We start from the raw sequence: 15,844 nt of genomic DNA, 5'->3' as shown, positions 1-15,844 counted from the left end.
AGTCGAACGATTACATTTCATTTCTTAATCGATGTAAAAAGAACATGAAGATTAGGAACGATCGTATCCTAATCCTCATGCTCTTGCGGTAACTCCGCTGTTTTTAATCGTCTATTCTCATCAAACAACTACCTTTCCTCTCCGTCAAGGTAAAGCTGGAGATTGTCAAGCTTGTTTGACCAGAAATGGCGATATTCCTCCAGCCATCGATCAACTTCTTGAAGTGGTTCTGGGCGTATGGAATAGATGTTTTTTTGGGATACGGATCGAACCTCTACGAGCCCAGCTTCTCGTAAAATTTTTAGATGTTTGGAAACGCCAGGTTGACTTAATTGACTCTGTTCTACTAGCTCTCCGACAGACCGCTCGCGGATGCGCAGAAGATCTAGCATTGACCGTCTATGCGGTTCCGACAATACTTCAAATATATTTTTCATCAATGCACCTTAATTCAGTATAGAAACATATTTCTCACGCATTTCTTTAAAACGCTCCCCCGGGAAGTCGATACTTTTCTCTTGAAGGGTCATATCCAACATCTCCAAATGCACATGCCATCCCGCCAAAAAATCAGCGATAACAGCAGATTCGAAAAACGTATGAGTCAGGTGAAGATGGCATTTCCCATCGTCATCTTTCAACTCCCAGCGTACTAATGATCTTCCTGAAGACTTCTCTTCCCATGTGTATTCCAACTCGCTCGGTGGGTTAATTTTAATAAACTTCCCATGGACAAGGTCCCCGTTCTCCCAACGAAAAATAATCTTTCCATCCACGATAAGATCAAATTCAGCCTGTGCATTTAACCAATTGACAATCTGCTGGGGACTCGTGATTGCTCCCCATACTTTTTCTACCGAATGATCCAGATAACGTTCGAAGCTAGCCACTTTTCTTCCATCATGTTGAAGAAACTTACCTTCCATGACAATACCTCCATATCCAAAATTACCATAATTTAATAGTAATATTACCACAAGGTTATATAGCTGTAAAGAAATTAAAACTAGTTCCCTCGTCAAGCTATGTCCTTTTTCTAGCGATGAAAGTTACTAAGCCAAATACCGCTTAGCTTGCAGTTCGAACATCTCTTTATATCTCCCACCCAGATCTATCAGCTCCTCATGAGTCCCCTGTTCAACGACAGACCCATCGCGCATGACGACGATTCGGTCCGAATGTCGGCAACTGCTTAATCGGTGTGAAATCATAATGGTCGTCTTGCCCTCACACAACTTTGCAAAATTATCATAGATTTCGGCTTCGGCAATCGGATCGAGCGAAGCCGTCGGTTCGTCTAATATAACGAGTTGGGCATCACGCATGTAAGCCCGACTTATAGCGATTTTTTGCCATTGTCCTCCCGATAGTTCATATCCGCGATTAAAGATGACACCAAGTTCTGTGTCCAGCCCTTGTGGAAGTCGAGTTAGTAGTTCAACTGCTCCGGCTTGAGCGGCAGCTACTTGAATACGTGTATCGTCTTCGATATGCTCGAGCTGACCTAACGCAATATTTTCACGAGCCGATAAGTTGTATCCGACAAAATCTTGAAACACAACAGCCATATGACGCCTCATCGAGCTCGGGCGAATCGTTCGGATATCCGTCCCATCGAAGGAAATCGACCCTTCTGTGGGCAAATACAGCCCTAAAATACATTTTACAAGTGTACTTTTTCCAGCTCCGTTATCGCCAACGATGGATACTTTTTCTCCAGGCTTGATCGTTAAATTAATATTTTGAAGAGTGGGGTCTGATTGTCCGCTGTACGTGAAGCTGAGCCCATCAATCTGAATCGAATGCTGTAGCAATTCCGGGAACGATTCTTTATGATCTTCGGTTGTTTCGAGCTCCATTTCCAGAAAATGAAGCACATCTGTAACATAGAGGGAGTCCTCGTAAATAGCCGCCATACTTCGTCCTATCCCGCTAATTAACATTTGCATCTGTGTGAGCGCTTGCGAGAGAGATACATAGTGACCGATCGTAAGTGAGCCGATAAATCCGTACCAGACAAGAATAACGTATACTCCGATGTTCAAAAACGTATGTGATAGATCGAGAAACATGCTGCGACGTACATTTTGAGCCTCGAGGGTTAGTTTTTCTTTCGTAACTTTTTGAAATATGCCCTTCCACTTCTGTATCAAATAAGGTGCGCTTTCAAACATCCGAATCTCTTTTGCTGTGTTCCTGCCTTGTAACAGTTGTTGAATGTAAGACAGTTGCCGTTGCTCCTGTGTCTGCATAAACATCTGGGTAAACCGAAGTTGCCCTGCTTTGGCATTAATCCATAAATTCGGGATCAGCATACACATAACAGCAACAGCCAGCACCCAGTGAAAGCTTAACAAAATGTAGAAAATACCTGTCACCGAGATGCCATTGCGAACAATTGTCATTAGAGCACTGAAAACATTAAATCCTCTGGTGTCCATACCTGCCGTTGTTCGCTCAATCTTGTTGTAATACTCCGCGTTGTCGAAGTGGAATAACGGAAGCTGTGACGTTTTTTTGAGCAGCAGCAACTGAAAATAATAGCGCAACTGCTGCTGCGCTCTCATTGTCAGCATCTGGTCTGCATACTGAAGCAATTTATCTGCTAAATATAACAGCGCCTGTAGTCCCAACAGTTGAAAGCAATAAGTAAGTTCAACCGACTTATCCATAAATAATGCGGTAATCGAATCGATCGTTTCTTTGACTAGATATATTTGTGCGATCGGTACTAAGGCAGATATTACTTTAAGCACCGTAAGGCCGAGCAGATGGAGCGGAATAACACGTACGACGATCGGAAAAAATGTGTTGAAAAGCAATGTAACAGCTTTAAGTTTCTGTTTGAGTGGAATCGAGTTTGGAGCTTGGTCGGAAGGTGGCGGAATCTGATAATCGTTCATATTAAGCGGACCGACTGTTCTTGACAAGATGTTCCAACTGCTCGCGTACATTAATAACGCCCTTCGTCTCTACTTCGCCGCGTTCATTCAAATAATAGACAAAGGGGAAATATCCCGTCTTTATTGGGTAAAGTAGTTTGCATTGATCGCAGCCTGTTGAAGTAAAAGCGATAAGCGAGCCACGTTTATTCGTTTTGGAAATATTGACGATTCCATGATGGATCGTCTTGAACTCAAGTTGAGGGAATAACTTATCTTTTTCAACGCCATGTTCGCTTCGCATTGCGCGCATTTCCTGCATCATCTTTCTAGAAGCAATCATTTTTTCGAGCAAAAAATAGCTATGAAAAACGACGATAGTCCACACTAAGGCATACGATATGTTAAATAATACGCTCATATTTATTCCCTCCTAAGTATTGTGCGGGAAGCCCCTTCTCGACCATTAGTTTTAGGTGCAGTACATTAACAGCGCCTTTCGTCTGAACTTGTCCACGCTTGATTAAGACGTAAACGTACGGATAAAAACCTGTTTCGAGCAGCTCCATATCTTTTTTCGTAATCGGTGTGACGGGAATTGAAATGTTGTACTTCTCAATTGCAGCTAGAGCTTGCTGTCTTGAACCTTCAAGCAGTATTAAAATATCGATATCAATTCTATCTTTAACAAATTGATTCAGAATGGGATAGATCAGCTTGCATTGCTCGCATCCCGCCGATGCAAATGCGACAATCGAACCGTGTTTATGTGAACCAGCCAAGTTGAATTTACCGTGAGCTAACGTTTTAAAAAGAAGCCGTGGAAAGAACTTTCCATTCTCTACCCCATGATCACCTCTTGTGATCTGGGACATTAACTCCCCTGGCGAGATAAACGGCCTATCGTTAAGCGCTTTAGCCTCTCGTTCTGAATGAATCAGGTATTGGCTTTGGAGGAGCACAATTACTAATAGAATTGGATATGTAGTACGTAATATAGTTGTCACCATCAATGCCCTCCTTGCAACAGACTAGCTCTATTTTGCCATAGTGCATAAATCGTTAAGATACCTAAAGCAATGAAGGCGACGCTTATCGTATCCATCCATGGGAGTTCAAGTGGGGAAACATAGGAATTTATATATAGAATCGCAACAGCAACAACGATTAGCGGCACAAGTCTCAACATCGTCCCCCACCCCAATTGTTCAGCAGTCGTCTCACCGAAACAGTTGCAGGACACGTTCACTTTTTTCACAATCGACTGGCAAACGACGAATACAAAAGTTATAAGTAACGATAGTAATCCAATTTCGCCTGCTTGATGCGTCTGCTCCACTAGCAACAAGATAGGGATCACAAATTCTAATGCAATGACGAAACCTGCCAGCCAAATCGGGTAGTTGAGCTTCGCAATCGTTTCTTAGAAGCTGCGATACCCAATTATTTTGGCAATAGAGGAATAGATAAGTATTGTACAAATGAGAATGAGTATAGTTAAAGCCGATTCGACCGGCATTGATGTTCCTCCTTCGGATTTTAGCGATTGAACAAACTGACGCCGATAGAAATCGACGCCAGTTTGATAAGATTAAACTGGAACAGATGGGCCTGGTCCAGGAGCTGTACAGCTACAATCCGTAAAATAAATCGTTGCTTGTGTTCCTCGATTATTCTAAGCGCCTGTACACACACAATCCCATATTGAACTATAATTTTCCCCTGGCCTAGGAATGTAACTGCCCGTGTACCACCACGTACCACCGTCTAAAATGTATAGAGGTTGAACACTTCCGTCCGGCAGTGTTCTTGAACCGCATTGAATTGTTGTGCAGCAAGCGGACGTGTAATGCGATCTCGGAACATGTTCTTCGATACATCCTGTCATTTAAAAGTCCCCCTATTAGTTATGATTTGTATTTTTTATATCGAACGTGCGTTATACATTAAGTTAAACAGGTTGGATATTGACGCTATTTTGTTGCCAATATGATTACACAGGAACAGATGGGCCAGGTCCAGGAGCTGAACAAAGACATTCAGTAAATTCTGTATAATAATGATACAAGCGATTATAATAAGCACCGGTTAATTCGTATTTTGGTTTTACGGTACCATCGGGCTCCGTGTAGCTCCCGCACTGATTGTAAGTACAACAAGCCCCCATCGCAGCAGCTGAGCTGTGAATACATCCAACATAATACATCAAACAACCTCCTTCATTTTTGTACAGTAAAACTCCCCTCAATTCGTTTACAAAGAACAAAGATGTCCTTCCGGCTACGTACACGATCGGATATAGATCTTGCAGCAGCCCGTTAATTAACTCTGTTACGGTACAGTCGGTTTAATACTCCTTGTCATGTGCCACCTCCCTTCGATGCTAACACGAATATAAACGGACGTATTCCGAAGTGTAAATGAAGCGTTTGCACTACCCGTTAGTCGACCAATCGCCAACATTTACCCATAGAAAAAGTCGAGATATAAACCTTTCTGAACAATGATGCTGTGACGCATTAAATCAAAAAAAGTAAATAGACATACTTCGACAAGGTTAATCTTATTTCGGTTATAATGTCCTGATTGCAAAGCACTACCATTCCGACACTTTTCTCCCATTTATTTATATCAAACGTGCGTTATATAATATTAAAAACGGTTACAATGAGGAGCATGCTTATGCCAAAGATCGTCGACCATGAGAGATATCGAATAGAACTGCTGGATCGTTGTTTCGAATTATTTGCAAGCAGAGCGATCTCATCATTGACGATGAGAGAAATTGCCAAGCATCTAGATGTTTCTACAGGAACGATCTATCATTATTTCCCCGACAAAAACGAGCTACTGAAACAAATGCTTCAACATCTCACAATTAAGGATATTTCCCAGGGGAATGTTAATCTTGAAGGCAAAAGCGTGGATGAGCGATTACAGCATCTGTTCCAGTATTTAATGGGACAAGAAAAGTACTTCATCCAGAAGACATTATTCATCTTGGACTATAACCGAAGCACGGAGTTAAAACCCGAACATCTCGCTGTTTTGCATACAGTAGGTGAACAGTATATTACTACGTTTCAACAGGTTTTACCGAATCGGGACGATGCCGCTTTCCTACTCACAATGATTCACGGTTTGCTTTTTATGAGGTATTTGCAAGGCGATCTAGCGATGTTCGAGAAGCATTCACAAGTAGTGATGGAGTGGGTTCGAAGCCGACAAATTACGTAATTACTATTGTACTGTTAGGTGGTATCAGGCCGAATGTTAGAAATGGCGGTCCAGGGATAACTTCCCTAGCACCGCCATTTTTGGGTTAGTTACTTCTTCTGATCAGTCGAACAGTTCATTACATGAGTAAATATAGTTTAACTTTCTTTTTTACTACTATCAAAATCATAGTGGGTTCCATGAAATTCAAGTCTGATACCAGTAACTTCCGTTAAATCAAGTTGATCATTTTCGTTAGGATTAATAATAATATTCCATGTTGTAAACGGACCTAACGCCGCATAATTTGATGTTCCTTGTTCCATGCCAAAATTAGCTTCTTCAATAACTCTGTTGGTATCTATATTATACATAAACGATTTGCTCACAGGCTCATGAGAAAAGCTGAACACATCTCCGGTTTGACTGCAAATTTCCTCTTTGCCAGTATGAATAATATGTAGCTTTAATTGTTTATTAGCCGTCTTTACTCCGTCAATCCATACCCTTATTAATCGAACTCTTACATTCGCCATTCCAGCAAAAATATTAATATTTTCCTTGTCGTTAAGTACTGTTCCTAACTTAACGGTAGGAATACGAACCATAATTTGATTCGTTAGTTGCAACAATTCCAGCTGATATGATGGTAGCTCATAGATTAACCCTTGATCATCAGACTGGCGCGGGAAAGTGGAGTGATTTGTTCCGAATCTTTCCAATGCATGCTGGGAATCAATCATTAATGTATTTTTTATAGCTAATAAGGTCGCATAGTTAATTTGCGGGAGCGTTTTATTTTCATATAGTTGTGTGAGCGGATTTAAATCCGAGAGGGACCAAAAGCGATATGCCCGAACAGTCAAATCTAGCATTTCCATAATTTGATTCCTTGCCGTATAGATGACGCTGGACATAAAGGTGACGAGATCTGGTAAATCTGGCGAGATCGTTTTAAGAGCTTCGTCATTTAGCACCTCAGTTTGATCATCTGCTGAATTAATCAGCCCATGGCTCCGCAACATGAGAAGGACACTGGCATTATAGGATAATAGTTCATTATTCCTTGCAATCACATTCGAAATATAATGTTGAAACACTTTTTTCAGTTCGTCGGTTTGGGCAGGAAACTTTGAATAAAAATCATTTAAAATAGATAAAATGGTCTGTTCTGTTGCAATCAGTTTACCTGCAGAAGGGTCATCAGCAGTTAATGTACCGTTTTCTAACGATTGATACCCTTCTTTTAAACTTGTTAGATTTGAAGTTACTGTCTTCATTTGTCGTATCAAATAGTCTTTATTTACGGGTATATCCTTGTCGTTCGTAATTTTTGTTGTTCCATTGTATACAAATTCACTAGCTAAAGTAGCTATCATGAGTTCAGATTCAGGTAAAAAGGCTAAACTAGTTAACGACTGGAATAAACGATCAAAATTAAAGTCAAAATACGATTTAATGTCTTCTTCGAGTGTTTTGATAGAGTCTGTCACTTTCTTTTTCAACTTGGGTAACGTTGTTTGATAGCTTTGGATCACATTTTCTTGCTTTAAGAGGATACCTTTTAATGTTCTAAGGTTGCTTTGGGCAGTAGATTTTATTTCGGATAACGATCCTCGTGTACGTTTAATGTTTTCCATTTCTGTTTTATTGTCTTTTAGCGACTCAAAGTAGTTGTTGTATTGCATTTGAAGTTCACCGAAATTGGCAATAAGCCTATCTAAAGTATCATTGTAGCTATCAAAGGAAGCTAGCGGCACATGCGTGCTATCGTAACCGTACAAATCACTGCCACTTTTGAGTTGGTCGATATATCGTGTTGCTTCAGCATTAACATGTCTTAATTGACCTATGGCTCCAATAGAACCAATTATTGATTCGTTATCTTTGTAATATTTCACAAGCACGGAGTCATCTTTTGCGATTACAAATAAATCTGTACGGGCTTGTAAACGGCTCAACAAAGTTAGTATATCTGAAACACCTTGAGAATTAGTTACGGGATTAATAGTTAAGTACATTAACTTAATTTTCTCTAGTAATCGTGTACATTGACTCGGATGAATCAACATAAATGGAGAAAAGGATCTATTAATTAGATTTATCGGTTTCTCAAATAATATAGGTTGCAAGGTTCCTGGTTTACCTGGATCCCCATTAACACCATTTATTTTCCCATCCCCATAAACACCATAATTACCACTCGAAATATCTATTGACGATTCTAAAGATGTGTTCCATTCGGCAATCATACCTTGCAGTTCGTATGCTGCATTTTCTAATGCCAATTGACTATTTTCTAGCGCAGTTGCTTGGATAGCTGCTGTTAATGTTTCCATAATAACCGTATGTTTTTCTAAATTCGGGTACTTCTTTAGTAGTTCAGTTAACCCCTTTTGAATATCAGTTAACGATTTATGCTGGGCAATTTGTTTAAGTTTAGCAAGCCAAACGAAGTAAGGTAATCCGATAAGAGTAACAATATTACCGCCGTTGCCGCCATTACCCCCATCTCCACCTGGTGTTAATAAAGTGCCAAGTTGACCTTCACCACCTGAACCGCCGTTAGCAGAAATATGAAAAGTCGGCGATTTCACATCAGTCGTTTCTACATAAAGAGATAAGTCACCGCCATCATCTCCATCTCCTCCTATTATCCCCTTTTCGTCAGTATTTTGGTTCGGAGTATCTGGACTTTGTCCCGGTAATCCAGAAACATCAAAAACGCCTTTGCCAGCGACTGATACGGTGTGGGCAGAAATGACACCTTTTTTCAAACGAAATGTAGAGGATAACAATAAACCTTCTGTGTACAGATAGACATTATCATTACTTGAAAAATCGCCACCAAAGTCAGTTTCTGAGCCGATTTTAAATATGTCTCTTGCACAAATAACAATTAGATTTTTGTTGATCTTCACCATTTGAAAGTCTTCAAGTGTCTGGGTGAGTGGTATATTGGGTACCTCTATTTTAGAGTTATTACTCATAGGTTACCTCCTTTCCATTTCGCGGCGACGTTCATCCCTCTGTTCTTTCAATCGCTCTAATTCTTCGGAAGTTTCTCGTTTATTGCTATCATTGTTCGTTACGTCATGCTCAGCTTGTTCTCTCTTCAATTCTGCTTCATGTAATTCATTCGTCATTCGATTGATCTCTAGACGAAGAGCATCCACCTCTTGTTTTAAATCTGTGTCTTCAGGTTTTCGTTCAAGCTCTTCTTGTAGCTGATTAAGTGATTCTTGTTTCGTTGTTAGCTCTGTGCTTGTTTCGTTCACAGTAGTGTTTGCTTCACTCAATCTTTTTTGAATGTCTGAAGCATTCTGTTCTAGAAAGTGGGATTTTCTATCAGCTAGCTCGCTTCTAACTGCAAGACTAATGTAGGAATGTGAACCATCTTTAGCAACAAGTTTTTCGTATTGGGGTTCTACAATTTCTTTATTTAGTACACTTCTAACACCCTCGAGACCGATCTCTTTATAGAGAGGTACGAAGCTTTCAGAACTTGTAGCAGCAGAAGTGACGACGAAATCACTTAACGATTTCTCGACTGCTGTCAAAAGCTCATTGCTTGCCAATTGTTCAGTTAATTTATCCATGTCAAGTGAAAATGGATCGTTGATCTGTTGTAGGGCTTCCACAACATATTGATGAATGCCGGCATCAATTTTTATAGAAGCTGTTTCCCAGTCTAAATCAGCATCAATTTTTTTAGCATACTCTTCAAGATGACTCCAATTTCTCTCCAATTCTTCTACGGTCATAGGAGCTTCAACGCCTGCTTCATCGAATGTGTCGTTATAAATGAGGTCGTCTACTGTATAAACAGATCTAGATTTTTTTGTAATACCATCAATAAGGAAAGTATTCCTGCCTCTTGGTTCCAATGTGTTGATCGGTGAACCATGATTGCCGCCTAAAATTAAATTTATACTTTTTTGATCCCGTACAGAAGTTGCAGTAAAGAAGTCTATACCTTCCACTTCGAGTGCTGCATTACCGATTGCTCGATTAAAGCTCGCATCCTCAGGATGGAAATATAAACTTTCTACAGTTTCGTCAGGTAGAAAGTCATCAGGGCTTTCCTTTCGTGCCTCTTCAAAAATTTCGGTAAACATATGGTCAGGTTCTTGATTATAAGTAAAGTCAAAGCCGTTAAGCTCTTTATTCGATTCAAACAAAAACATCGTTCGAAGCTCGCTTACTTTGGATTTCTGCCACTTCGCTTCTGTTCGTCCAGCTTCGTATTCGAAATAACTAATTTCTTGGTTTGCTGGTAGAGTGGGATCTTGATAATGTTCTATTTCAGGGAAATTAGTATGATGAGATCCTTCTTCTTCTAATGATAAATATAAACCTTGTTTGCCAATCTGCTCGTCCCCGCCTACGCCGGTCCAACGATTGTCTATATCATTTTGAGGCTGAGTCCATATCGTTCTGCCTGATTGTTCAAATTGTGGTTGGAAATTATAATAGGTGACATAACGTAGCATCGCTGTTCTTGCATCCAATTTCTTACGATATCGATTTAATAGGTGCGGATCAGTTTTAGAGAAGTAGCGTTTTGATGCATTGTAAACAGCATCATAAACTTTTTTTCTACGTACTTTAGGCATAATTAATTTTCCCCCTTAATAATTTGACCAACAAGTAAAAAGTCGTGTGGTGTTTTAACCCCTACACTCGTATCAAATTGAATCATATGTTTTCCTGGTGCTAGTAAATTTGTTGTTTTGATAAAATTCAAGCCTTGAAAGGAAAAATGAATGGAAGGTGCAACAAGCGACATTTCATTCGTATAAAACCTTGGAGGGATTCCATCTTCATGACCAACAACTTTGGTTACAACATGATAATCATTTTGTGAAGCGGCTATATTTGAACTTATGACATCATGCTCATCTAAAGTAATTGGAACCGATTCGATATCTAAACGAATAGAAATATTTACTTGTCCTCTATATATTTGAGGCATTCCGCGAACACCAGGAGGGTTACCCACTGTTTCCACCCATGAAGAAATTGTACTTCCCTCCCAATCGAGAGATAACATTGCATCGGAAATCGTTAGTTGCAACGGATCGTTTTCAAAGCTCAAATTTAGCCCTTCGTAACTCCAATTGCTTGTGTAATAGTAGCCTGATTGTCCATTTGCGATAACAGATACCGATTTTTTTAAAGTAGCAGCTATACCTTCTTTTGCGGGATCAAATGATACGCTATAACCTAACTGGGCTAATTGAGGCTGTAATAAAACTTTTGAAATGATAGAGTTAGATAAAATAAGGGATGCAGAATAATCTTTCGGTATTGGAAACATGGATCTATCATTAGGCTGGAATGTGGGAGTTAAGTTGCCTGGTGGATTACCGCTTTCCTTGGTCTGTATGTATAGACTTAGAACACCATCTGCTTGATCACCTGTTGAAGCAAATGCAAATGATAATGGAGTTAAGACCGTCTGACCCGAGCTTGGTACTTTGTTATTTAAAGTAGACAAAGCATAATCGATCTCTTCGATCTTTGTTTGAAAATATTCGCTTAAAATGGGCAAAAAATAAGTGACGAGTGGATCTTTATCCTTAGGATCTGGATCAGGTTGAATACGATAACTAGTACCTTTTTCATTTTTAAAATGGATGATGACATGGGTTTCATGTTCTTTGCCGTCATTGAAAGTAATAATACCGTCTTGCTCTACGATTTTTCCAGTATCGCCACAGATCGCTGCAAGCGGAACGATGGTAAAGACACTATACTTGCCAGTAGGGATCTGAGTAGTTCTACTAGGTTTATCCGATCCTTTTGGTATGACGGAATATGAACTTCCTTCAATCATTGGCATTAAGAGACTCGCATAACCTGATCTACCGCTTACAAAAGATAGTTTTGGGGATGCGAAATGAATCGTATAACGGATTGTATATTCTTCCCCTGTTAATGGATTCTCACGCTCCGTAGATAACTGAACTTCTTTAGCTAATTTACCAGCTTCATATTGTGCGAGTAAAAAACTGTTCAATTGATCCACGTTGTACGAACAAACAATATCCCATTGATTGGTCGTAGGTACCCCTTTCATTGCATTTACGAGATCATCGATTGCTGGGTATGCATCGGACACACGATCACTCCTTTCATTCACTTGCTTTTATTCTAAAACGAACAGAAACAAAAAAAAGCTACCCATAAGGGTAGGCTATTCTAAAAATGGAATAGTGTTTTTGGTCACATGAGATAACGGAAATGTATAGCCTGCTTAACTGCTTGTGTACGGTTGTGAACACCTAACTTGCGATATATATTTTTCACATGAAATTTTACAGTATCGAGCGAAATATGCATACGGGGAGCGATCTCCTTGTTAAGCAGCCCTTCAGAGATCAAGTACAGTACTTTCAATTCCTGATCTGTTAATCTAGCCCTTAACGACAACTCGAAAGTAGGCAAAGTTTGAGATTCTTTAAGTAGATTCTCGACATAGTCGAGGGGAATCATTTTATCCCACTGTCCGTGCTGTTCATCGAGAAGTTCGAACAACATTTCATTCATTGTTGGTCCTTCATCGATGAAGCTGCGTATATAACCCGTTGGCTCAGAGAGTCGCAGAGCAGCTTTTAATGCTCCAAGAGCCGCCTGAGGCTGATCTGAATACCTAAGTATTCTACTTTTTGCTATTAATAACTTGATGCGCATCCTTAAAAATTGTTCTTTCTCGACCAACAGCTCCAGTTTAGCAATCAGTTGACACGCGTCTGATATCCGCTGGCTTGCCGCTAGAACTCTTGCTAGCACCAAATATTCGTCCATGCGATGTATGGAGACTTCATCTGTATGAGATAGTCCTGTCTGTTCCGACCAATCGACTGCCTTCGAGATCTGACCTTGGCGCAAAAATTGATGAGCCTGCTGCTCTTTAATCTTTCGCATAATCAATTCATAGTCTGGTGATTCAATGGTCGAACTGAGCCAAGTTAGCGTTTCGATAGCTTCGTTGTTTCTCCCAAGTGTCTGCTTAAGCCATGATGACATCAGATTAAGCTGAACCCGCATCCATATGTTCTTTTGTAAATCTTCTCGTTTCATAGCCACTACTAGGTACTGCTCTGTATCTTCCAAACTGTTCCGTTCGTAGAGAAGCATACAATAAGAAATATATAGATAGCCGACAAAAGGATAATGCGCTCGTTTCCCCCAAACCTGAATCCACTTTAGTAGAAACTGCTCTACGACTTGAAGATCATTGTTAAGTGAAAGAAGATCCGTGAAAAGATAATAATCTTGATAGCGATTACTTCCATAATTTTGGAAGCTACTTCCTTCCGGTAAATAATGATCTAGAAGCTCGAAATAATAGGTCGTTCTGGTTAGATTCCGCTGCAAATAACAAATAATGCCGCAGAAATAATAAAGATTTCCCATCAATTGTTTCCATTCCGTCTCAGGCAATATAGTTCTGAGCGATTCGAAACGTTTCTCCGCCTGTTCGGCTCGAAGCAATGCTTTACTCCATTCTCCATCTTCTATCATTTTAGATATATAGAATATCTCGAACATTGGTTTATGTTCGTAGCTGTTCTCAGGAAGTGATGCGATCCATCTAATTAGTACGTTGACCTTTGATTGCATGAGCTCTGGAAGAAGTCGTTCGATCAATCGAACGGCATCCTCTACCTGCTGCCCCTTAATGTAATGTTCTACCGCGTCTTCATCACATTTTTTACTTTCAAACCATTGTGCGGCGTGAACATGTAATCGCCGCCACCGTTCTGGGTTTTCTCTGGCACCAATCTGCTGCAGGAAATCGGATAATAACTGATGATAACGATACCATTCGTGGTGGTCATCTAGAGGAATGAGAAACAAATTTAGTTGCTCTAGCCGTTCTAAATGCTGGTGGCTATCCGTTTGACCTGTGACCGCCTGACATAAGTCCCGATTCATTTTACTCAATATAGATGTTGCGATTAAAAATTGCCGCGTTGACTCAGGAAGATTCCCGTATACCTCTTCGAGCAAGTAATTTGAGATGTGACGTTGCTGTCCATTGAAATGACGGATGGAAGCTGCTATGTTGTTGCTGCTTTTAAGTGTAATTGCCGCCAGTTGAAGTCCGCTTACCCAACCTTCCGTCTGACGGAACAGATCAAAGATTTGCTCATTCGTTAAGGAAATTTTCATCATATCTCTAAAAAAAACAGCACCTTCTTCCACATTAAACTGCAAATCCTTCATATCGATTTGCACCATCTCTCCCTTCGCCAATAATTTGGCAGTAGGAAATGACAACTCAATGCGGCTCGCGATATAAAGATGGACATGCAAAGGTAGATACTCGAGAAGATAACTTAGGGAATGATGAATAATAGGAATATCTATAACGTGATAGTCGTCTAATACGAGTATTAGTGATTCATCCAATTGATTTAATTCATTCAGAAGTGCTGTAATACCGGGCTCGAACGATATCGCGGGCTCCATCTCTAGAAGAAACCCTAACGTTTCGCCAAAATCGGGAATTCTTTCACGAATAGAGGACAATACATAGCTCCAGAACGTAGCCCAATCGTTATCTAGCTTATCTAGCGATACCCAAGCCACTGGAACTCCACATTGTTTTGCCCATATGCTAAGTGATGTCGTTTTACCGTAGCCGGCATGAGCGGAAACAAGCGTTAGCTTGGAATCCATCCCCTCATTAAACTTGCTAATCAACCTCGGCCTGGGTACCAAGGATTTACGAACTTGAGGAATTTCAATTTTGATCTGGACAAACAAAGATACCCCTCCATTAGATCTAGATTCATACATTCATTATATTCTTCTATATATTGGATGGATATAATAGCTTTTAACTGTTCGTTACTGCAACGGAAAAAGCAACCGATCGATAATCGGTTGCTTTTTTTGTCATCTTGAATTATAAAATTCCGTTAGTTAACAAAGATTAATCAATGGGTCAGAATCAATAACCGACGACATGAGCTTGCCAATCCGCCAAATAAACGTCGTTCGGTGCATTTATAACTAGCTTATAAACACCTGGGGACAACGGTTGCTGGTAAGAAGATTCATTAATGTTAACATTGTAATGAGTGCCAGTATAAGGTGCAAAGTGATTATATAGATCTAGCGTTCTGCCTCTAACAGCTGTCCAAGTGTTATTTGGCTGTAGCTGATAAAGAATAGGAACCACATTTCCGTAGGTAGACGTGCTTGACATTTTAAAATGAGCGAAGCCGCTTACATGTAAGTAAAACTTACCATCCGCTCTGCTGCTAGAGAGATAACCAAGATTTATTTCCTGTTGAGGTACCCATGAAGCGGAAGCGCTTCCAGAAAAAGAACTTAAAAGAAGTAATGCAGCTATTAAGGCAATAGAAAAGCGTTTGGACAATTGTTTCATAATCGATCACCTTCTCTTTCTAAATTTGTAATGAGGAATGTTTTAGAATCTTCTTGTAATTCGTTTTTTTACAGATTACCTGAACAGCCCCCTCTCTCTTAATCTAGTAAAAAAAGCAGTAAAAAGAATAAACTTATAATTGTTGCCAATTTAGTTTAATGGATGGAGGTGAGAATCTTCAATAGCGAAAAATATCGAATGAAGACAAGCTATGTTGAAAATGAATTTTCCCTTCTGAAATACACGGTTAGAAGATTAATAATACTTTGCGCCAAGCGGGGTGAACGAAAAAATAGCGACTGACAACAGCTGTCAGTCGCTATTATTTTAGCATACACCA

Annotated in this window: 13 protein-coding genes; 1 reads left to right on the top strand and 12 read right to left on the bottom strand. The window is 40.0% G+C overall.

Features of this window, described 5'->3' with window-relative positions:
- Positions 1-128: 128 nt before the first annotated feature.
- From I6N90_RS00545 to I6N90_RS00515, 7 genes are all read right to left on the bottom strand, one after another.
- A complete protein-coding gene (locus I6N90_RS00545) occupies positions 129-437 on the bottom strand; it encodes an ArsR/SmtB family transcription factor (protein WP_197933582.1) in 309 nt (102 codons plus the stop codon).
- 9 nt (positions 438-446) lie between these two features.
- Positions 447-926: an SRPBCC family protein gene (locus tag I6N90_RS00540; RefSeq protein ID WP_197933581.1), complete on the bottom strand. Its 480-nt coding sequence runs from the start codon at positions 924-926 to the stop codon at positions 447-449.
- A 126-nt stretch (positions 927-1,052) separates the two neighbouring features.
- Positions 1,053-2,930: an ABC transporter ATP-binding protein gene (locus tag I6N90_RS00535; RefSeq protein ID WP_197933580.1), complete on the bottom strand. Its 1,878-nt coding sequence runs from the start codon at positions 2,928-2,930 to the stop codon at positions 1,053-1,055.
- Positions 2,905-3,303 (bottom strand): hypothetical protein, encoded by a 399-nt coding sequence (locus I6N90_RS00530; RefSeq protein WP_197933579.1) that lies wholly within the window; start codon positions 3,301-3,303, stop codon positions 2,905-2,907. The genes I6N90_RS00535 and I6N90_RS00530 overlap by 26 nt, the downstream gene beginning before the upstream one ends.
- Positions 3,287-3,892 (bottom strand): hypothetical protein, encoded by a 606-nt coding sequence (locus I6N90_RS00525; RefSeq protein WP_232242451.1) that lies wholly within the window; start codon positions 3,890-3,892, stop codon positions 3,287-3,289. The genes I6N90_RS00530 and I6N90_RS00525 overlap by 17 nt, the downstream gene beginning before the upstream one ends.
- Positions 3,892-4,272, bottom strand: a complete 381-nt coding sequence (locus I6N90_RS00520; RefSeq protein WP_332262416.1) for a MauE/DoxX family redox-associated membrane protein — start codon at positions 4,270-4,272, stop codon at positions 3,892-3,894. The genes I6N90_RS00525 and I6N90_RS00520 overlap by 1 nt, the downstream gene beginning before the upstream one ends.
- 285 nt (positions 4,273-4,557) lie before the next feature.
- Positions 4,558-4,770: a hypothetical protein gene (locus I6N90_RS00515; protein WP_197933576.1), complete on the bottom strand. Its 213-nt coding sequence runs from the start codon at positions 4,768-4,770 to the stop codon at positions 4,558-4,560.
- A 794-nt stretch (positions 4,771-5,564) separates the two neighbouring features.
- Between I6N90_RS00515 and I6N90_RS00510 the strand changes: the two genes are divergently transcribed.
- Entirely contained in the window at positions 5,565-6,119 is a 555-nt protein-coding gene (locus I6N90_RS00510) for a TetR/AcrR family transcriptional regulator (RefSeq protein ID WP_197933575.1), read from the top strand.
- Between the two features lie 137 nt (positions 6,120-6,256).
- Here I6N90_RS00510 and I6N90_RS00505 read toward each other — a convergent pair whose 3' ends face one another.
- From I6N90_RS00505 to I6N90_RS00485, 5 genes are all read right to left on the bottom strand, one after another.
- A complete protein-coding gene (locus tag I6N90_RS00505) occupies positions 6,257-9,088 on the bottom strand; it encodes a hypothetical protein (RefSeq protein ID WP_197933574.1) in 2,832 nt (943 codons plus the stop codon).
- 3 nt (positions 9,089-9,091) lie between these two features.
- A complete protein-coding gene (locus tag I6N90_RS00500) occupies positions 9,092-10,714 on the bottom strand; it encodes a hypothetical protein (RefSeq protein ID WP_197933573.1) in 1,623 nt (540 codons plus the stop codon).
- A gap of 2 nt (positions 10,715-10,716) precedes the next feature.
- Positions 10,717-12,222 carry a hypothetical protein gene (locus I6N90_RS00495; RefSeq protein ID WP_197933572.1) on the bottom strand — a complete coding sequence of 502 codons (1,506 nt, stop codon included), beginning with the start codon at positions 12,220-12,222 and terminating at the stop codon, positions 10,717-10,719.
- Positions 12,223-12,326: 104 nt separating this feature from the next.
- Positions 12,327-14,876 carry a LuxR C-terminal-related transcriptional regulator gene (locus I6N90_RS00490; RefSeq protein WP_232242449.1) on the bottom strand — a complete coding sequence of 850 codons (2,550 nt, stop codon included), beginning with the start codon at positions 14,874-14,876 and terminating at the stop codon, positions 12,327-12,329.
- 187 nt (positions 14,877-15,063) lie between these two features.
- Entirely contained in the window at positions 15,064-15,504 is a 441-nt protein-coding gene (locus I6N90_RS00485) for a hypothetical protein (protein ID WP_197933570.1), read from the bottom strand.
- Positions 15,505-15,844 lie beyond the last annotated feature (340 nt).

This window comes from Paenibacillus sp. GSMTC-2017 (assembly GCF_016019935.1).
GTDB lineage: Bacteria > Bacillota > Bacilli > Paenibacillales > Paenibacillaceae > Pristimantibacillus.
The sequence above is the reverse complement of the archived record's forward strand: the minus strand, read 5'-3'. Positions and strand labels throughout refer to the sequence as shown.